Origin of the sequence: Massilia sp. Mn16-1_5 (assembly GCF_004798585.1) — a bacterium.
Lineage (GTDB): Bacteria > Pseudomonadota > Gammaproteobacteria > Burkholderiales > Burkholderiaceae_D > Telluria.
The window spans coordinates 1-18,750 of record NZ_PPXQ01000002.1 but is presented as its reverse complement, the minus strand read 5'-3'; the positions used below and the strand labels follow the sequence as shown (position 1 = coordinate 18,750).

Genomic DNA, 18,750 nt, shown 5'->3' with positions numbered 1-18,750 from the left:
CTCACAGGGTCTTCACAAAATCTCGAATGCCGCCCAGCAGCATCTCGACCGACATCGCCGTCAGGATCAGTCCCATCAGGCGCTCGAACGCCGTCATCACCTGCGGCCCCAGCTTTTGCTGGAGGCGCTCGGCGCTCAGGAACACCATCAGCCAGACCACGCCGACCGCAGCCAGGGCCGCGACATGCACCATGGTTTCAGCCACCGAATTCGAGCTGAACAGCAACACGGTCGCCAGTGCCGACGGGCCTGCCAGCGCGGGAATGGCCAGCGGCACGATAAACGGTTCGCCGTGCTCGCTGCGGCCAAGTACGCCGTCCGGATGCGGGAAGATCATGCGGATTGCGATGATCAGCAGGATTACGGCGCCACCGATGCGCAGCGCGATCGGGCTCAGGTGCAAGGCGGCCAGGAAGTGCTGGCCGAAGAACATGAAGATCAGGAGCAGCAGGAACGCGATCGCGCACTCGCGCACGACGATGCGCGGCCGGCGGTGCAGCGGCGTGTCCTTCAGGGCGGTGGCGAACAAGGGAACGTTGCCGAAAGGGTCAGTGACGAGGATGAGCAGGATGAAGGTCTGGAAGAAGCTTTGGGTCATGTTGTTTTTCTTGGTTTCCCGGCAATAAAGAGATGCGACACAATCTTAACCGATTCGCACGCTTGCCGTTGCACGTTGGAAGTCGGAAAGAAAAAGGCCAGAACGCCGAAACGTTCTGGCCTTTTTCGCACTGTCAGCTCAGGGCCGCAGACGCGATTACTTCTCGAACTTCTTCATCCACGCCGCCAGCTGGTGCGGGCGCAAGCCGTCGTAGTCCTCGAACGGCTGGTGGATCCACGGGTTGTGCGGCAGGTCTTCCAGGTGGTAGTCCGGCTTGAAGGCCGAGGTGCCTTTCACCCAGATGACGGCCGAGCGCACTTCCGTGACGTCCGGGTAGTTGGTCTGCAGGTGCTCGCGCACGCGCTGCAGAGTCACGCCGGAATCGGCCAGGTCATCGACCAGCAGGATACGGCCGGCCAGCGGGCCCTTGGTCATCGTCATGTACTTGGCGATGTCCAGGTTGCCCTGCTTGGTGCCGGCTTCTTCGCGGTAGGAGCTGGTCGACAGGATCGCCAGCGGCACGTCGAAGATGCGCGAGATCACGTCGCCAGGACGCACGCCGCCGCGCGCCAGGCACAGCACCATGTCGAACTTCCAGTTCGATTCGTAGACTTGCAGTGCAAGACGCTCGACCAGGCGGTTGTACTCGTCCCACGAAACCCAGAGGTCCTTGTCGGTCGATGCAGGGGTGTTCATTTCAGTCATTCCTATTATTTTATTTAAGCGGCGAACGGGTGACGCAGCACGATGGTTTCTTCGCGGTCCGGACCGGTCGACACCATGTCGACCGGGATACCGACCAGCTCTTCGATGCGCTTGATGTAGGCGCGGGCGTTGGCAGGCAGCTCGTCCATCGACTTGGCGCCGACGGTGGACTCGGTCCAGCCCGGCATTTCTTCGTAGACAGGCACGCAGGCGGCGGCTTCTTCGGCGCCGACCGGGAAGATGTCGACGTCACGGCCGTCGATCTTGTAGCCGGTGCATAGCTTCAGGGACTCGATGCCGTCCAGCACGTCCAGCTTGGTCAGGCACATGCCGGTCACGCCGTTGATCTGGACCGAGCGGCGCAGCAGCGCGGCGTCGAACCAGCCGCAGCGGCGGGCGCGGCCGGTCACGGTGCCGAACTCGTGGCCCACGCGCGACAGGTGCTCGCCGACGCCTGCGTCGGTCGGCAGTTCGGACGGGAACGGGCCCGAACCGACGCGGGTCGTGTAGGCTTTGGTGATGCCCATGATGTAGTGCAGCATGCCAGGACCGACGCCGGCGCCGGCGGCGGCGTTACCGGCCACGCAGTTCGACGAGGTGACGAACGGATAGGTGCCGTGGTCGACGTCGAGCAGCGAACCCTGGGCGCCTTCGAACAGCAGGCTGCCGCCGGCCTTGTGGGCGGCGTACAGGGCGGAGGAGACGTCACCGACCATCGGACGCAGGCGCGGCACCAGGGCCATCGCGTCGTCGTAGGTCTTCTGGAAGTCGATCGCTTCGCCGCCCAGGTAGTTCACCAGCACGAAGTTGTGGTATTCCAGGTTTTCCTTGAGCTTTTCGGCGAAACGCTCTTCGTTGAGCAGGTCGGCGATGCGGATCGCGCGGCGTGCGACCTTGTCTTCGTAGGCCGGGCCGATGCCCTTGCCGGTGGTGCCGATCTTGTTGACGCCGCGCTTGGCTTCACGGGCCTGGTCGATGGCGACGTGGTACGGCAGGATGATCGGGCAGGCTTCCGAGATCTTCAGGCGCGACACGACTTCGACGCCGGCGGCGGCCAGCTTGTCGATTTCGCGCATCACGTCCGGTACCGAGACGACGACGCCGTTGCCGATGTAGCAGGCCACGCCTTCGCGCATGATGCCCGACGGGATCAGCTGCAGTGCGGTTTTCTGGCCCTTGATGACCAGGGTATGGCCGGCGTTATGGCCGCCCTGGAAACGGACGACGCCCGCTGCGTGATCGGTCAGCCAGTCGACGATCTTACCCTTGCCTTCATCGCCCCACTGGGTGCCGATGACAACGACGTTCTTTGCCACGTTTGTATTTGACATCACTTAACCTAAGTTTTTGAGAATCCAATTTCCATCTTCGAGGACGAGCACGCGGTCGCACTCGAACTCGTCCTGAACATTCTCGTGACCCGGCATGGACTGGATCACGACTTCGCCTGCCTTGCGCAGGTCAGCGATTTTTTCGCGCAGCTCGGGCGCATTGCCCCACGGGGCGCGGATCGAATGCTTGCGCTCGGCCGTCGGCAGCAGGCGGGCCAGCTCGCGCAGGTCGAGCGAGAAGCCGGTCGCCGGACGCGCGCGTCCGAAGGCTTCGCCGACATGGTCGTAGCGCCCTCCCCGCGCCACCGCGTTCGGCAGGCCGGGAACATACAGCGCGAACATGGCGCCGCTTTCGTATTGGTAGCCGCGCAGGTCGGCCAGGTCGATCGCCACTTGCGCGCGGCCGATGGCGCCGGCGGCCAGCGCCGCGAGCTCCGCCAGGGCGCGCGTGATGCCCGGCAGCGCAGGCAGCACCTCTTTCGCGCGCTTGAGGACCTCGACGTCGCCGTACAGGTTCGGCAGCGCGAGCAGCGCGTCGCGCGTCGCCGGCGCATAGGCGCGGGTCAGCTCGTTCAGACCGGGGACATCCTTGGCGCGCAGCAACGCGGTGATCTGGGCCTCGTCCTTTTTCGCCAGCGCGTCTTCTTCCAGCAGCGCGCGCAGCACGCCGACGTGGGCCATGTCGAGGCGCACGTCGAGGAAGCCCGCGAGGGCGACGGAAGCCAGCGCCAGTTCCTGGATCTCGGCGTCGGCTTCCAGGCCGGCGTGGCCGTAGATCTCGGCGCCGATCTGGATCGGCTCGCGGGTGGCGTGCAGGCCCGACGGACGGGTATGCAGGACGCTGCCGGCATAGCACAGGCGGGTGATCGAATCACGGTTCAGGAGGTGCGCGTCGATGCGCGCCACCTGCGTCGTCATGTCGGCGCGCAGGCCGAGCAGGCGGCCCGACAGCTGGTCGACCAGCTTGAAGGTGCGCAGGTCGGTATCCTGGCCGGCGCCGGCCAGCAGCGACTCGACGTATTCGAGCAGCGGCGGCATGACGAGTTCGTAGCCGTACAGGCGGAAGGTGTCGAGCATCTGGCGGCGCAGATCTTCGATCTTGCGCGCTTCCGACGGCAATACGTCGGCGATATTCTCAGGCAAAAGCCAGTTCGGCATGGGCGACAGCGTTGGGAATTGTTAGAAATGAAGCAACAAGGCGCGCTCGTGCAGGACGAAGTCGGCGCCGAATCGGCAATTTTACCCGAAAATGCGGCGGGGCTGGGGGCGGATGCTTGCTGATGTGCTTAGAAGTTGCCGGGTTGCCACTGAAATCTGACTAGACAAGCGGTGGGCTGCTCGCACGGTGTAACGCGTGGAGTCGGGACTCCACCCTACGGTCAGCGGTAGTCGTAGGGTGAAGTCCCGACTCCACGCGTACGGAGTATGCAAAGAAAAAACGCCGCGATGAACGCGGCGTTTGCAGATCGCTTATTTGCTCCCGGGGTTTCGGAAATACTTGAAGAACTCCGAATTCGAATCGATCACCATCACATCGCCGTGCGCCTTGAAGCTGGCGCGGTAGGCTTCCAGTGAACGATAGAACTTGTAGAACTCCGGATTCTTGCCAAAGGAGTCGGCATAGATCGCCGAGGCCTTGGCATCGCCCTCGCCCTTGATCTTCTCGGCATCGCGGAAGGCTTCGGCCAGGATCACGGTGCGCTGGCGGTCGGCGTCGGCGCGGATCTTTTCGCTTTCGGCCGAACCGGTCGAACGCAGCTCGTTCGCCACGCGCACGCGCTCGGCGCGCATGCGGTCGTAGACCGAGTTGTTGATCTGCTCGATGTAGTCGACGCGCTTGAGGCGCACGTCGACGATGCCGACGCCGATCTGCTTGGCTTCGGCCACAACCTTGTTATGCACCGCTTGCATGACCGCGCCGCGTTCGCCCGAGATCACCTGGCGCACGGTGCGCTTGGTGATCTCGTCGTTCAGGGCCGCCTTGATGATCTGCGACATGCGGTTGGCAGCGGCGCGCTCGTCGCCGCTGAAGCTGACGTAGTACAAGCGCGGCTCAACGATGCGCCATTTGACGAAGGCGTCGACCAAAATGTTCTTCTTCTCGGCCGTGATGAAACGGTCGGCGTCGGGCGTGTCGAGCGTCAGGACGCGCTTGTCGAGATAGATCACGTTCTGGAAAGGCGGCGGCAGCTTGAAGTGCAGGCCCGGCTCGGCGATGACTTCACGCACCTCGCCCAGTGCGAAGACGATGGCGAAGCGGCGCTGGTCGACGACGAAGACGGTCGAGGACAGCAGCATCAGGGCAATGAAGCCCGCCACGAAAATGGTTACGAGGCGGTTCATTAACGGCTCTCCCGGTCACGTGAGGAATCGCGCGAACGGCTGTCGCGCTGGCGTACTTGTTCGATGGTCTGCATTACTTCCTGCGACGGCGTCGCCGCCGGCTGCTCCTGCGGCGCCTGCACCGGACCGGAACGGGCGGTCCCCGTGGCGGCATCGTTGGCGGCAACCTGGGCGATCAGCTTGTCGAGCGGCAGGTACAGCAGGTTGGAGCCGGACTTGGCGTCGACCATCACCTTGCTGGTGCTGCTGAAGATCTGCTGCATGGTGTCGAGATACATGCGGTCGCGGGTCACGCCCGGGGCCTTTGCATATTCCGTCACCACCTGGTTGAAGCGCGAGGCATTACCGGTGGCATTCTCGACCACCATCGAGCGATAGGCTTCGGCGTCCTGCAGCAGGCGGAATGCGGCACCACGGGCGCGCGGAATCACGTCGTTGGCATAGGCTTCGCCTTCGTTGCGGGCACGGGCGCGATCCTGGCCGGCTTTCACGGCGTCGTCGAAGGCGCTCTGCACCTGCTCCGGCGGCTGTACGTTCTGCATGGTCACGTTGGTGATCAGGGCACCGAGCTTGTAGCGGTCGACGATCTGCTGGATCATGTTGTGCACGTCGAGCGCGACCTTCTCGCGGCCTTCGTACAGCACGAAGTCCATCTTGCTCTTGCCGACGACTTCGCGGATGGCCGTTTCGGCCACCTGGTGCACGGTGGTGTCCTGGTCGCGGTTGTTGAAGACCCATGCCACCGGATCCTTCAGCGTGTACTGCACCGCGAACTGGATGTCGATGATGTTTTCGTCGTCGGTCAGCATCAGCGACTCGGCGCCCTGCTTGTTGCGCACGTTGTCGCGGTAGCCGATTTCGGCCGTGCGCACCTGCGAGACGTTGACGGTTTCGTGGGCCTGGATCGGGGCCGGCCAGCGCCAGTTGAAACCGGCGCCGGTGGTGTGCGAGAGGCGGCCGAAGGTGGTGACCACGCCGACCTGCCCTTCCTGCACGATGAAGGCACCGCTGGCGAGCCAGATCAGCAGGACGATGAAGCCGATCACGGAAGCCGTGATGCCGGCGCCGCGGCCTTCGCTACGGTAAGGACCGCCGGCGTCGCCGCCATTGTTGCCGCGGCTGCCGAACAGGCGATTCAGGCGCGCATTGAAATCGCGCCACATCTGATCGAGATCGGGTGGACCCTCACCCGGACGGCGGCCCTCCTGGGCCTTGCTGTTATCGCCTTGAGGATTTTTACCCCAGCGTGGATCGTTCAGCGACAGTTTGACGCCGAATTTTTTTATTAAAGAAACAAGCATAGGCTTCAGTGTGGCCCGACATGGGTGGAGGTTGGAATACTTTCGCCGGCGTCATCAAAGTCGTCGTCCAGCGCTGCATCGTCCTGCTCATCGTTTTCAGGGCTCGAGCCTGGCACAGCGCTCGGAGGATAACGGTCCGCCGAGCTTGCTGCCTCGACAATGGCTTCGCGCAGCAGATCAAGGCCGGCGCCGCTCCTGGCGCTGATAAAAACGCGGCTGATTTTATCATGTTCATCACGTTCGACCCCAGGCTGGAGGTCGGCCGCATCAATCTTGTTCCACACGAGGATCTGCGGAATATGGTCGGCGCCGATTTCGCGCAAGACCTCGTTGACCTGCTCGATCTGCTCCATGCGCACCGGCGACGAACCGTCGACCACGTGCAGCAGCAAATCGGCGTGGATGGTTTCTTCCAGGGTGGCGCGGAATGCCGCCACCAGCTGGTGCGGCAGTTCGCGCACGAATCCGACCGTGTCGGAGATGACGACGCTGCCGGTCTGGTCGCCCAGGTACATGCGGCGGCTGGTCGTGTCCAGGGTCGCGAACAGCTGGTTCGCGACGTAGACGCCGGCCTTGGTCAGCGTGTTGAACAGGGTCGACTTGCCGGCGTTGGTATAGCCGACCAGGGACACCGAGAAGGTATTGTTGCGGCCGCGCTGGCGGCGCTGGGTTTCGTGCTGCTTGCGCAGCTTGGCCAGGCGCGTGCGCAGGGCCTTGACGCGCTCGCCGATCAGGCGGCGGTCGGTCTCGAGCTGGGTTTCACCGGGACCGCGCAGGCCGATACCGCCCTTCTGGCGTTCAAGGTGGGTCCAGCCGCGGATCAGGCGCGTGGCCAGGTGCTGCAGCTGGGCCAGCTCGACCTGCAGCTTGCCCTCGTGGCTCTTGGCGCGCTGGGCGAAGATGTCGAGGATCAGGCTGGTGCGGTCGATGACGCGCAATTCGAGGCGGCGCTCGAGGTTACGCTGCTGCGCAGGCGATAAAGCGTGATTGAAGATGACGAGCTCTGCGCCGGCAGCCTTGGCGGCGACGCCGATTTCGTCGGCCTTGCCGCTGCCGACGAAGTAAGCGGGATCGGGAGCATTGCGCTTGGCCGTGATCGTATCGATCGGCTCGGCGCCGGCAGAGCTGGCCAGCAAGGCCAGCTCTTCAAGGCTGGCCGAAAAATCGACCGCGCCAAAATCGACGCCGACCAGCGCGGCGCGCATATTGGGAGTGCCGGGGGCGTCAGCCATCGGCCTTACTCAGCTTCGGATTCGAGGTTGAGATTGACGGCGCGAGCCGGTACAACGGTGGAAATGGCATGCTTGTACACCATCTGGGTCACGGTGTTGCGCAGCAGGACGACATATTGGTCGAACGACTCGATATGGCCCTGCAGCTTGATCCCGTTGACGAGGTAGATCGAGACTGGGACGTGCTCTTTGCGCAAGGCATTGAGGAATGGGTCTTGTAACAGTTGCCCTTTGTTGCTCATAACAGCTCCGTAATGTTGTTGTAGTTTAAAAGTTGGAGGCTTGCGCCCCCATTTCAAGTGCACGGGGCAAGATTCAGCTTTGCGAACGAGGCCTTGTAGTTACTGTAACCTGTTTTAGTGGTTTTTGTCGTACTGCTACGCTTAAGAAACAATTAAGACGGACGAGCAAAGCCGATCCATGCGCCCCATTATTCGCGGTTCTTGTCGAACGGGTTCTTACCACTGCGCAGTTCGATCCGCAGCGGCGTACCGATCAGGCTGAAGGTGTCGCGGAAATGCTTTTCCAGGTAGCGCTTGTACGGCTCGGTGACGCCGTCCAGGGCATTGCCGTGGATGACGATGACCGGCGGGTTCTGGCCGCCCTGGTGGGCGTAGCGCATCTTCGGACGGGTACCGCCCTTGCGCTTCGGCTCCTGCTTTTCGATCGCTTCCTGCAGCGCGCGTGTCAGGCGCGGCGTCGACAGGTTGGCGGTGGCCGCCTTGTAGGCCGCGTCGACCGAGGTCATCAGCTGCTTGATGCCGGTGCCTTTCAGCGCCGAAATGAAGCGCATCTCGGCAAAGCCGAGGAAATCGAGCTTGCGGTCGATGTCGTTCTTGATCTGGTCGCGCTGGTCGGTCGTCAAGCCATCCCACTTGTTGACCGCCACCACCAGGGCGCGGCCGGACTCGAGGATGAAGCCGGCGATGTGGGCATCCTGCTCGGAGATGTCCTGCTGGGCATCGAGCATCAGCACCACCACGTTGGCTTCCGACACCGACTGCAGGGTTTTCACGACCGAGAACTTCTCGATCGCCTCGAACACCTTGCCGCGGCGGCGGATACCGGCGGTATCGATCAGCGTGTACTGCTTGCCGTCGCGTTCGAAGGGCACTTCGATCGAGTCGCGGGTGGTGCCCGGCATGTCGAAGGCGATCACGCGCTGTTCGCCGACCAGGGTGTTGATCAGGGTGGACTTGCCGACGTTCGGACGGCCGACCAGGGCGATCTTGACCCCGTGGTCCTGGTTTTCCAGTTCGTCTTCCTCGTGCGGACGCGAGGCGAAGGCCTGGTCGAGCGCCTCGTTGACGAGGTCGTGCACGCCGTCGCCGTGGGCAGCCGAGATGACGTAGGGGTCGCCCATGCCCAGCTCATAGAACTCGGCGGTGACCGAGGTGTACTTCATGCCCTCGGACTTGTTAATGACGAGCATGACCTGGCGGCCGGACTTGCGCAGGAAGTCGGTGATCGTCTTGTCGTGCGGGGTCAGGCCCTGGCGGCCGTCGACGAGGAAGACGACGATGTCGGCTTCCGCCACCGCCTGCTTCGTCTGGATGGCCATCTCGTGCATGATGCCTTCCTTGGCGACCGGTTCGAAACCGCCCGTGTCGATGACCAGGAACGGCCGCTCGCCGATGCGCCCCTCGCCGTAGTGGCGGTCGCGCGTCAGGCCAGGGAGGTCGGCCACCAACGCGTCGCGCGAACGGGTCAGGCGGTTGAATAGGGTCGACTTCCCGACATTCGGGCGACCAACGAGTGCAATTACCGGCTTCATGTAGTTATTCTATTCGACCGCGATGGCGGTCACAGTTCCATTTTGTGTTTGAAAAATCAGGTTCGACCCCGCGACCAGCGGGGTGCCTGTGATGGCGCTGCCGTCGGTGGCGGCGCGCGCCAGGAAAGTGCCGTCCTCGCGCGACAGGAAGTGCACGTAGCCTTCGTAGTCGCCGACCGCCACGGCACGGCCGTAGGACACCGGCGTCGACAGGCCGCGGAAGGCCAGCTTGTCGTTCTTCCAGGCGCTGGCGCCGCCGTCGCGGTTGAAGGCGTTCAGGGCGCCCTTGTCGTCGGCGGCAAAGACGAAGCGCTGGTCGACCGCCACGCCCACGAGCGAGGACAGGTCGCGGGTCCAGCGCGGCGAGCCGCTGGCGACGTCGTAGCAGGCGACGCGGCCCTGGTAGGCGACGGCGCAGACATCCGATTCGAAGATGCTCGGGGCGCCGCCGATGTCGGTCACGCGCTCCAGTTCGGTGGCGCCGCGCGCCGGCGCGACTTCGACTTCCCAGCGCGGCGCGCCGGTGGCGAGCAGGAAGGAGCCGAGCTTGCCGGCCGGCTGGGCCACGATCACGTCCTTGTCGTACACGGCCATGCCCGGCGCGGTGCGCAGGGTCAGCGGCGGCGCGGCGCGCTGGACGGTCCATTTCTTCTGGCCGGTGGTGGCGTCGAAACCGACGATGCGGTTGTCGATCGAACGGGCCACGACGATGCCCTGCCCCACGGCCGGCGCGGAGAGGATTTCGCTCGACAGCTGGCTCTTCCAGAGCGCCTTGCCGTCCATGTCGAAGGCCATCAGGACGCCGTCGGCGGCGCCGACGGCGATCACATTGCCGTCGGTGCCGACGCCGGCGGTCAGGTCGCTGCCCGCCTTGATGCGCCAGACCTGGCGGCCGTCCGCCGCTTCGACCCGGGCGATGCTGCCGTCGCCGCCGGCGACGATCACGGTATTGCCGGCCAGCGCAGGCGAGAACTGGTTGCCGCGCGCCTTGCCGATGTCCAGCTTCCAGGCGGTGCGCACGGCCATCGTGCCCTTCAGTTCGACCAGCTTGGCGGGCTCGTTGCCCTTCGATTTCGATCCGAATGGATTGAGCGAGCTCAAGGTCGAGCAGCCCGTCATCAGGGCCAGGACACCGACACCAACCAGCTTACGGGTAATACGCATTTTTCTTTTACCTTGTTTCGAGTCGTAGAGAGGCAAAACCCACGCGGAGCGGGCGAAAAAGCCTTCATGGCTGCGTTGCATCGTCTCGCCGTACTCGCGTACTGTCTTCGACGATGCGCCTTGCCCTGAAGGCTTTTTCGCCCGCTCCGAGCCTTGCGGCAAGCGTGGGCCCTTACGTAATGATCAGTTTAAGCGGCTTTTTTGGCCGCATCCGGTGCAGTGCCACCGATCGCTTCCAGCTTGATGCGCACCAGCTGGCTGCCCGGGTGCTTCGGACCCATGGCGGCGAGCGCGGCGACGTAGGCGGCGCGGGCGTCGACGATCTTGTTCTGCGCGACCAGCACGTCGCCCTTGCGGTCCGACACTTCAGCCGAGAACTGCGGCAGGAAAGTACCGTTCAGCAGCTTCATCGCGCCGTCGAAGTTCTTCTCGTCGAGCAGGACGCCGGCCAGGCGCAGCTGGGCCACCGACTTGTACTCGTCGTTGCCGTTGTCGATCACCCATTGCAGCTGGGTTTTCGCGGTTTTGAGGTCGTTCGCTTCGAAGGCGGTCTTGGCCGCGGCCAGGGCGCTCATCTGGGCGTAGCTGGTGCGCTTGTACTTCGACTGGATGTCGGCGGCGATGCGCTGGCTCTTGGCGTTGTCCTTGGCGGTCACGGCATCGGTGAGCTCGTCGTACAGGCCGGAAGCCGCCACCGACTGGTCGCGCTGGTGCTTGTTCCAGAAGTTGTAGGCCGCAAAGGCGCCGAGGGCGAGGATCAGCACCCAGGTGATCAGGTTGCCGTACTTGGACCAGAAAGCCTTGAAAGTCGCTATCTGCTCTTGTTCTTCGAGGTCGTATGCCATGTCGTTCGTCTAGTAGTTATATGGGTGAATCGGTCTGCTGCTCTTACGGATGGTAATGCACGTGATCGTGGTCGTGATCGTGGTCGCCGACGATGGCATCGACGATTTGGTCGACCACCGCGTCGAAGGCGACGGTCGCCTGCTGCTGCTCGCCGGCTTCGCCACGGAGCGACTTCACGGCCGCCACATTGTTCGCCACTTCATCCTCGCCCAGGATCACGGCAAACGATGCGCCGCTGCCGTCGGCCTTCTTCATCTGGCTCTTGAAGCTGCCCGCACCCGTTGGCGTTGCGCAATGTAACACAACGTCGAGGCCGGCATCACGCAGGCGCTCGGCCAGGATGAAGGCCTGCACTTGCGCCTCTTCTCCCTGGTGCACCATGTAGACGTCGCACTGGCTCGGCTGGGCCGGTTCGCCCAGGCCCTTCATCAGCTCGATGATGCGCTCGATGCCCATCGCGAAGCCGACGCCCGGGGTCGCCTTGCCGCCGAACTGCTCGATCAGCGGATCGTAGCGGCCGCCGGCGCAGATCGTGCCCTGCGAGCCGAGTTCCTCGGTGACCCATTCGAACACGGTGCGGTTGTAGTAATCCAGGCCGCGCACCAGGCGCGGGTTGACGGTGTACTGCACGTTGTTGCGGTCGAGGAGTTTTTTCACGCCTTCGAAGTGCGCCAGCGATTCCTCGCCCAGGTACGACAGCAGCTGCGGCGCGCCGTTCACCATCTCTTGCATGGTCGGGTTCTTGGTGTCGAGGATGCGCAGCGGGTTGCTGTGCAGGCGGCGCTGCGCTTCGGCGTCGAGGATGTCGGCGTGCTTTTCGAAGTAGGCGATCAGGTCGGCACGGTGGCGCAGGCGCTCCTCGGCGTTGCCGATCGAGTTCAGTTCCAGGCGCACGTTCTGCAGGCCCAGGTCGTCCCACAGGCGGCGGCACAGCATGATCAGCTCGGCGTCGATGTCCGGGCCGGTGAAGCCGACGGCTTCCGCGCCGAACTGGAAGAATTGGCGATAGCGGCCGCGCTGCGGACGCTCGTGGCGGAACATCGGGCCCTTGTACCAGAGGCGCTTCGGACCGTCGTAGACCATGTTGTGCTCTAGCACCGCGCGCACGACGCCGGCCGTACCTTCAGGGCGCAGGGTCAGCTCGTCGCCGTTCATCGAGTCGGTAAAGGAATACATTTCCTTTTCGACGATGTCGGTGACGGCGCCGATGGCGCGCTTGAAGAGGCCGGTTTCCTCGACGATCGGGGTCACGATCTTCTGGTAGCCGTAGCTTTTCAGGATGGTTTCAGCGGTGTTTTCGAACAGCTCCCACAGTGGTGCATCGCTTGGGAGGATGTCGTTCATGCCTTTGATGGCGACGATTTTTTCTGGTTTGGACATATTCTATTTTTCAGTAGGGTGCGCACTTGTGCGCACGCGGTACGGCATTCGATCTATCGGGCTACGTGATACGGCGGGGTGCGCACGAGGTCGACTGCGTGCGCACGGAGTGCGCACCCTACGCGATCTCGGTCTGCTTGCCGTAGTTCTTCTTCACATACTCCAGCACGATGTTCTGGAACTCGTCGACGATCCGCTCGCCGCGTAGCGTCGCCACCTTCTGGCCGTCGACGAACACCGGCGCGGCCGGCGATTCGCCGGTACCGGGCAGGCTGATGCCGATATTCGCGTGCTTCGATTCGCCCGGACCGTTGACGATGCAGCCCATCACGGCCACGTTCATCGCTTCCACGCCCGGATACAGCTTCTTCCATTCCGGCATCGAATCGCGCAGGAAGGTCTGGATGTTGTCGGCCAGTTCCTGGAACACGGTGGACGTTGTACGGCCGCAGCCCGGGCAGGCGATCACCATCGGGGTGAACTTGCGCAGGCCCATGGTCTGCAGGATTTCCTGCGACACGATCACTTCCTTCGTGCGGTCGCCGCCCGGTTCCGGGGTCAGCGAAACGCGGATGGTGTCGCCGATGCCTTCCTGCAGCAGCACGGACAAAGCCGCGGTCGAAGCGACGATGCCCTTGCTGCCCATGCCGGCTTCGGTCAGGCCCAGGTGCAGCGGGTAATCGCAGCGGCGCGCCAGTTCGCGGTAGACCGCGATCAGGTCCTGCACGGCCGAGACCTTGCACGAGAGGATGATCTTGTCCTTGGCCAAGCCGATTTCCTCGGCCTTCACCGCGTTCTCGATCGCCGAGGTGATCAGGGCTTCGTACATCACGGCCTGCGCACTGAACGGGTTCGCACGTGCGGCGTTCTCGTCCATGATGCGCGCCAGCAGCGACTGGTCGAGGCTGCCCCAGTTGACGCCGATGCGCACCGGTTTATTGTGCTGGATCGCGATCTCGATCATCTGGGCGAACTGGGTGTCGCGCTTGGCGCCCTGCCCCACGTTGCCCGGATTGATGCGGTACTTCGACAGCGCCTTGGCGCACTCGGGGAAGTCGCGCAGCAGGATGTGGCCGTTGTAGTGGAAGTCGCCGACCAGCGGCACGTCGATTTCCATGCGGTCGAGCTGCTCGCGGATCAGGGGCACGGCGGCGGCCGCTTCCGGCTTGTCCACGGTCAGGCGCACCATCTCGGAGCCGGCGCGCGCGAGTTCCTTGATCTGGATCGCGGTACCGATCACGTCGGCGGTGTCGGTATTGGTCATCGACTGCACCACGACCGGGGCGTCGCCGCCGATCCAGACCTTGCGCTCGCCGTGCTGGACCAGCACGCGGCGCGCGGCGCGGCGCGCCATCGGGCCGGAAGGAATTGGCAGGTTCGTAGAAGTCATGCTTTGCTCGTTGTCCTTGTTTGGGGCGTCGTCTCGATGCCGCCCTGCCCCGGGCGGTGCCCGGGCTACACTCTGTTTTACTTCAGGGTTACGCGGGAGATTGTCTTGCCCGGCAATGCAGGCAAGGCAACGGCGGCGCCGCGCAGCGTGGCCGAGACGCCGCTTGGATTGCCAACCACCAGGGTCGCCGTGCCCGGCACTTCAACGGTCTCGGTGCTGCCGGCTTTCACCAGGCGCGAGATCAGGGCGCGGCCGCCTTGCGGCTTGACTTCGATCCACGAATCTTCGCGCACAGTCAGCACCAGGGTATTGGCGCCCTCGGCGGCCGGCGCGGCAGCCGGCGTGGCCGCAGCCGGCGCCGGGGTCGCGGTGGCTGGCGTTGCCGGTGCCGTCGTGACTGCTGCCGGGGTACCGGCGGCGGCGCCTGGCGTCGTCGTTGCTGCCGGCGGCGTCGCCGTTGCGCCCGCGGCGCCGGCTGCCGGTGCGGCGCCGGTGGCATTCGCGTCGGCCGGGGCCGGCACCGAGATCAGCGGCACGGTCGGGTTATGCACCGTATCGGCGGCCGGCGCCGTTGCGGTGGCGGTCTCGGCCGGACCGGCCAGCACGGCTTCGTTGCCTGGGGCCTGGCTGCCCGGCAGCGAGACCAGGCCGAAATGCCAGGCCGCGCCCGCGCAAGCGGCCACGACCACGACACCGGCGATCCAGGCCAGCGGCAGGCTCGAGCGCTTGCCGTGGGTCGGGTAGCGCGAGTGCGAGAAGGAGGTCGGACGGTTGCTGCGCACGGCACCGGTGTCGACCGGGACCGGGTTGTCCATCGGGATCATCGCTACCAGCGGGGCCGGATCGAGCCGCAGGATCTTGGCGTAGGCGCGCACGAAACCGCGCGTCACGGCCGGACTCGGCAAAGCTGCATAGTCGCCCGCTTCGATCGCCACCACCTGGCGCGGCGCCAGCTTGAGCTGCTCGGCCACCTGCTCGATGGTCCAGCCCATCGATTCGCGCTGGGCCGACAGGGTCGCGCCCGGATGGCCGTGGTGTTGGTTCGAAGGGGCGCTTTGTTCCGTGCGCTCTGAAGTCATTGTCGTCTCACTCATCGAAAGCCCCGCGCTCGTACGCCAGGTATTCGGGCGAGCCCGGGAAGCGCCGCCGCAACTGCGCCACCAGGCTGGCCTCCATCGAGCGTTCGCCCAGTTTACGCTGCACCCGCAAAGCGAGCCACAACGCATCGGCGGACAGGTTGTCGAGCTTCGACACTTCTGTCAGGCGGTTAATGAAAAAACCGGCGCGCTGGTAGTCGCGCCGCTCGAAATAGACCCGCGCCAGTCCGCTCGAGACGGCCGGCAGGTCGGGCTGGTAACGCAGTGCGTCGAGCAGGTAGCGCTCGGCCGCATCGATATTCTTCGTTTTCAGGCTGCACACGCCCGCGTTCACGAGCGCGCTCACCGGCGTCTGGTAGGACGGGTTCTTCAGCGCCGACTCGAACTGGCGCATCGCCTCTTGCGGACGGTTCGCCGTCTGGCACAGGAAGGCGCCGTAGTTGTTGGCCAGCTCGGGGTTGCGCGGCGCCAGGCGCAGCGCGTGCTGGTAATTGTCGTCGGCCAGCGGCACCTGCCCCATCGCCGTGTAGATCAGCGCACGCATGCCGTAGGCGTCGGCGTAGTCCGGATCGGCATTGATCGCCTGCTTGACCTCGTCGAGCGCGATGTCGTACTTGCCCTGCTGGTAGTAGCCGACCGCCAGTTGCAGGCGGATCAAGGCGCGCTTCTCGTTCGCGGTCTGGTCCGACGCCGTCTTGAGCTCGGCACCGCTGTTGCCAGGCGCGGCACAGGCCGCAAGCAGGCACAACGCGAGCGCTGCCGCGAAGCGGTTCACCATGCCCCGGACTGGCGTCGTCACGATCAAGAAGGAATCTCCACGATGCGTCCGAAATCGGCGCCGAATTTCTTCTGGTATTCGGCCATCTTTTCCATACGCTGGGCGACGCGGGTGCGGTCCTGCACCTCGCCGGCCAGCTGGCCGCAGGCGGCGTCGATGTCGTCGCCGCGCGTCTTGCGCACAGTGGTCACGATGCCGGCGTTCATCAGGACCTCGGCGAAGGCCTTGATACGCGGATTCTTCGAGCGCGTCAGGCCCGATTCCGGGAACGGGTTGAACGGAATCAGATTGAACTTGCAGTTCACGCCTACCACCGGATCGTTCACCAGCGCGATCAGTTCGCGTGCGTGCTCGTCGCTGTCGTTGAAGCCGTCAAGCATGCAGTATTCGAAGGTGATGAAGTCGCGCGGCGCGAATTCCAGGTAGCGCTTGCAGGCGGCCATCAGTTCGCGCAGCGGGTATTTCTTGTTCAGCGGGACCAGGATGTCGCGCAGCGCGTCGTTCGACGCGTGCAGCGAGACAGCCAGCGCCACCGGCACATCCTGGGACAGCTTGTCGATGTTCGGCACCACGCCCGAGGTCGACAGGGTCACGCGGCGGCGCGACAGGCCGTAGGCGTTATCGTCGAGCATCAGCTTCAGGGCCGTGACGGTCGGCTCGTAGTTCAGCAGCGGCTCGCCCATGCCCATCATGACCACGTTGGTGATCTGGCGTTCGCCCTTCGGGCCGGGCTCGATGCCCTTGGTACGGCGCAGCTCGAACTCGGCCATCCACAGCTGGCCGATGATCTCGGCCACGGTGAGATTGCGGTTGAAGCCCTGTTTGCCGGTCGAGCAGAAGCGGCAGTTGACGGCGCAGCCGGCCTGGGTGGAGATGCACAGCGTGCCGCGGTTTTCTTCCGGGATGAACACGGTTTCGACCGCGTTGCCGTTGCCGACGTCGACCAGCCATTTGCGGGTGCCGTCGGTCGAGGTGTGGTCGCTGATGATGCCCGGCGCACGGATCTCGGCGCGGGTCTTGAGTTTTTCGCGCAGCGACTTGGCGAGATCCGTCATGTCGTCGAAGTTGCCGGCGCCGAATTGGTGGATCCAGCGCTGCAGCTGCTTGGCGCGGAACGGCTTCTCACCCAATTCGGCGCAGTAGGCGACGAGTTGCGCGGGATCGAAGTCCAGCAGGTTGGTGAGGGTCGTCATGTTGTTCCTAATACTAAAAAGTGATGCAACCCCGCTCGCAGGGCCCGAGGCATCAAGCGAGCGGCGTCTGATACGGGAAATCGATTACTTCAGTTCTGGGAAGAAGTAGGCGATTTCAACTTTTGCAGCTTCGACAGCGTCCGAACCGTGAACGGCGTTGGCATCGATCGAATCGGCGAAATCGGCGCGGATGGTGCCTTTTTCAGCTTTCTTCGGATCGGTCGCGCCCATCAGGTCGCGGTGTGCCAGGACGGCGTTTTCGCCTTCCAGGGTCTGGATCATGACAGGGCCGGAAACCATGAAGTTCACCAGGTCGTTGAAGAAGCCGCGCTCTTTGTGAGCGGCGTAGAAGCCTTCAGCCTGCTCGCGGGTCAGTTGGGTCATGCGGGCAGCAACGATCTTCAGGCCAGCGTTTTCGAAGCGGCTGTAGATTTGGCCGATCACGTTTTTTGCAACTGCGTCTGGTTTGATGATCGACAGGGTGCGTTCGATTGCCATGTAAAACTCCAATAAAAAGAAAGGTTTAAATCGAGAAAGTAAGAACTCAATCAACCTTTGATTTTACCATACCTGGACCCATATAGCCGATATTGCCGCGGCAAGGGCCAAAGTGGTAGAGTGGCGGCGAAAAACCGCCTTGTCAACGTGGTCATTTGCTTTCCTCAGCGAGCGCAACCACTCCCTTATGGAAAGCTTAAGGCCGGTTTACAACGAACAGCCCCATGCTATGCTTGAGTGGCAATACATATTTACCCAACCGGAGCGATCATGAATCCCATTCTGCAAAAGCAACCTGCTTATGACGTGGCATATAGCCAGGTCACGCGCAACAAAGTACTGCGCAATACCTTCTGGCTGCTCGCGCTGTCGATGATTCCGACGGTGCTGGGCGCCTATGTCGGCGTCTCGCTGGCGCTGCCGATGTTCAGCGGCTTCATGGGCTTCATCGTCTTCATGGCGATCGCCTTCGGCTTCATGTTCGCGATCGAGAAGACCAAGGAATCCGCGGCCGGCGTGTTCGTTCTGCTCGGCTTCACCTTCTTCATGGGCCTGATGCTCACCCCGCTGCTGCGCCACACCCTGGGCTACGGCAACGGCGGCCAGCTGATCATGACCGCCTTCGGCGGCACCGCGGTCGTGTTCGCCGTGATGGCGAGCATCGCCACCACCACCAAGCGCGACTTCTCGGGCATGGGCAGCTGGCTGTTCGCCGGCGTGATCGTGCTGCTGCTGGCGGCCGTTGCCAACATCTTCCTGCAGATGTCGGTCATCTCGATCGTGGTGTCGGTGCTGGCGATCGGTATCTTCTCGGCCTTCATCCTGTATGACGTGCAGCGCATCGTGAACGGCGGCGAGACCAACTACATCTCGGCCACCCTGGCGATCTACCTGGACGTGTACAACATCTTCACCAGCCTGCTGCGCCTGCTGGGCATCGTGGGCGGCGACGACTGATCGCTTCCGCTGAAATGAGAAAGCCGACCCAAGGGTTAATGCCAGTCACTTAAGGCATTGATCTCTGCGCCGCAAGAGCTAAAACGGATTCATGTTCAATCATGAATCCGTTTTTTATTATGGCTCTTCAACTTAACTTGGACTATGCGGCCGAGCTGGCGCC

The 18,750-nt window shown here is 63.6% G+C and carries 18 protein-coding genes; 1 reads left to right on the top strand and 17 read right to left on the bottom strand.

The genetic code is table 11. The annotated features are described in order from the left end of the window. Position 1: 1 nt before the first annotated feature. The 17 genes from C2862_RS02090 to ndk all read right to left on the bottom strand — a co-directional run bounded on the left by C2862_RS02090 (position 2) and on the right by ndk (position 17,630). Positions 2-598: a MarC family protein gene (locus C2862_RS02090; RefSeq protein ID WP_136218471.1), complete on the bottom strand. Its 597-nt coding sequence runs from the start codon at positions 596-598 to the stop codon at positions 2-4. Positions 599-754: 156 nt separating this feature from the next. Further along, positions 755-1,294, bottom strand: coding sequence for a phosphoribosyltransferase (locus C2862_RS02085; protein WP_136218470.1), 540 nt, complete (start codon positions 1,292-1,294; stop codon positions 755-757). A gap of 23 nt (positions 1,295-1,317) precedes the next feature. Continuing rightward, positions 1,318-2,634 (bottom strand): adenylosuccinate synthase, encoded by a 1,317-nt coding sequence (locus C2862_RS02080; RefSeq protein WP_136218469.1) that lies wholly within the window; start codon positions 2,632-2,634, stop codon positions 1,318-1,320. A 3-nt stretch (positions 2,635-2,637) separates the two neighbouring features. Continuing rightward, positions 2,638-3,792, bottom strand: a complete 1,155-nt coding sequence (locus C2862_RS02075; RefSeq protein WP_136218468.1) for an ATP phosphoribosyltransferase regulatory subunit — start codon at positions 3,790-3,792, stop codon at positions 2,638-2,640. A gap of 312 nt (positions 3,793-4,104) precedes the next feature. After that, positions 4,105-4,977, bottom strand: a complete 873-nt coding sequence (gene hflC / locus C2862_RS02070; protein WP_136218467.1) for a protease modulator HflC — start codon at positions 4,975-4,977, stop codon at positions 4,105-4,107. Further along, positions 4,977-6,278, bottom strand: a complete 1,302-nt coding sequence (hflK, locus tag C2862_RS02065; RefSeq protein ID WP_136218466.1) for an FtsH protease activity modulator HflK — start codon at positions 6,276-6,278, stop codon at positions 4,977-4,979. Before hflK ends, hflC begins: the two co-directional genes overlap by 1 nt. Positions 6,279-6,283: 5 nt before the next feature. Beyond that, positions 6,284-7,483, bottom strand: coding sequence for a GTPase HflX (gene hflX / locus C2862_RS02060; RefSeq protein WP_136218782.1), 1,200 nt, complete (start codon positions 7,481-7,483; stop codon positions 6,284-6,286). Positions 7,484-7,515: 32 nt separating this feature from the next. Next, positions 7,516-7,752 carry an RNA chaperone Hfq gene (gene hfq, locus C2862_RS02055; RefSeq protein ID WP_019141241.1) on the bottom strand — a complete coding sequence of 79 codons (237 nt, stop codon included), beginning with the start codon at positions 7,750-7,752 and terminating at the stop codon, positions 7,516-7,518. 188 nt (positions 7,753-7,940) lie between these two features. After that, positions 7,941-9,284, bottom strand: a complete 1,344-nt coding sequence (gene der, locus C2862_RS02050) for a ribosome biogenesis GTPase Der (RefSeq protein WP_136218465.1) — start codon at positions 9,282-9,284, stop codon at positions 7,941-7,943. Between the two features lie 9 nt (positions 9,285-9,293). Beyond that, positions 9,294-10,448 carry an outer membrane protein assembly factor BamB gene (gene bamB, locus C2862_RS02045; protein ID WP_136218464.1) on the bottom strand — a complete coding sequence of 385 codons (1,155 nt, stop codon included), beginning with the start codon at positions 10,446-10,448 and terminating at the stop codon, positions 9,294-9,296. 188 nt (positions 10,449-10,636) lie between these two features. Beyond that, on the bottom strand, positions 10,637-11,293 hold the full coding sequence (locus C2862_RS02040) for a tetratricopeptide repeat protein (protein WP_136218463.1): 657 nt from the start codon (positions 11,291-11,293) through the stop codon (positions 10,637-10,639). Between the two features lie 43 nt (positions 11,294-11,336). Then, positions 11,337-12,674, bottom strand: a complete 1,338-nt coding sequence (hisS, locus tag C2862_RS02035) for a histidine--tRNA ligase (protein ID WP_136218462.1) — start codon at positions 12,672-12,674, stop codon at positions 11,337-11,339. 118 nt (positions 12,675-12,792) lie between these two features. Then, on the bottom strand, positions 12,793-14,064 hold the full coding sequence (gene ispG / locus C2862_RS02030) for a flavodoxin-dependent (E)-4-hydroxy-3-methylbut-2-enyl-diphosphate synthase (protein ID WP_136218461.1): 1,272 nt from the start codon (positions 14,062-14,064) through the stop codon (positions 12,793-12,795). A gap of 77 nt (positions 14,065-14,141) precedes the next feature. Continuing rightward, on the bottom strand, positions 14,142-15,143 hold the full coding sequence (locus C2862_RS02025) for a RodZ domain-containing protein (protein WP_136218460.1): 1,002 nt from the start codon (positions 15,141-15,143) through the stop codon (positions 14,142-14,144). Between the two features lie 7 nt (positions 15,144-15,150). Next, positions 15,151-15,939, bottom strand: a complete 789-nt coding sequence (gene pilW / locus C2862_RS02020) for a type IV pilus biogenesis/stability protein PilW (protein ID WP_136218781.1) — start codon at positions 15,937-15,939, stop codon at positions 15,151-15,153. 23 nt (positions 15,940-15,962) lie between these two features. Continuing rightward, a complete protein-coding gene (gene rlmN / locus C2862_RS02015) occupies positions 15,963-17,132 on the bottom strand; it encodes a 23S rRNA (adenine(2503)-C(2))-methyltransferase RlmN (protein WP_136218459.1) in 1,170 nt (389 codons plus the stop codon). A gap of 84 nt (positions 17,133-17,216) precedes the next feature. Next, complete coding sequence (gene ndk, locus C2862_RS02010) at positions 17,217-17,630, bottom strand: nucleoside-diphosphate kinase (protein WP_136218458.1); 414 nt, start codon at positions 17,628-17,630, stop codon at positions 17,217-17,219. Positions 17,631-17,900: 270 nt separating this feature from the next. On the opposite strand from ndk, the gene C2862_RS02005 reads away from it, so the two are divergent. After that, positions 17,901-18,587: a Bax inhibitor-1/YccA family protein gene (locus C2862_RS02005; RefSeq protein ID WP_136218457.1), complete on the top strand. Its 687-nt coding sequence runs from the start codon at positions 17,901-17,903 to the stop codon at positions 18,585-18,587. The last annotated feature ends 163 nt before the right edge of the window (positions 18,588-18,750 follow it).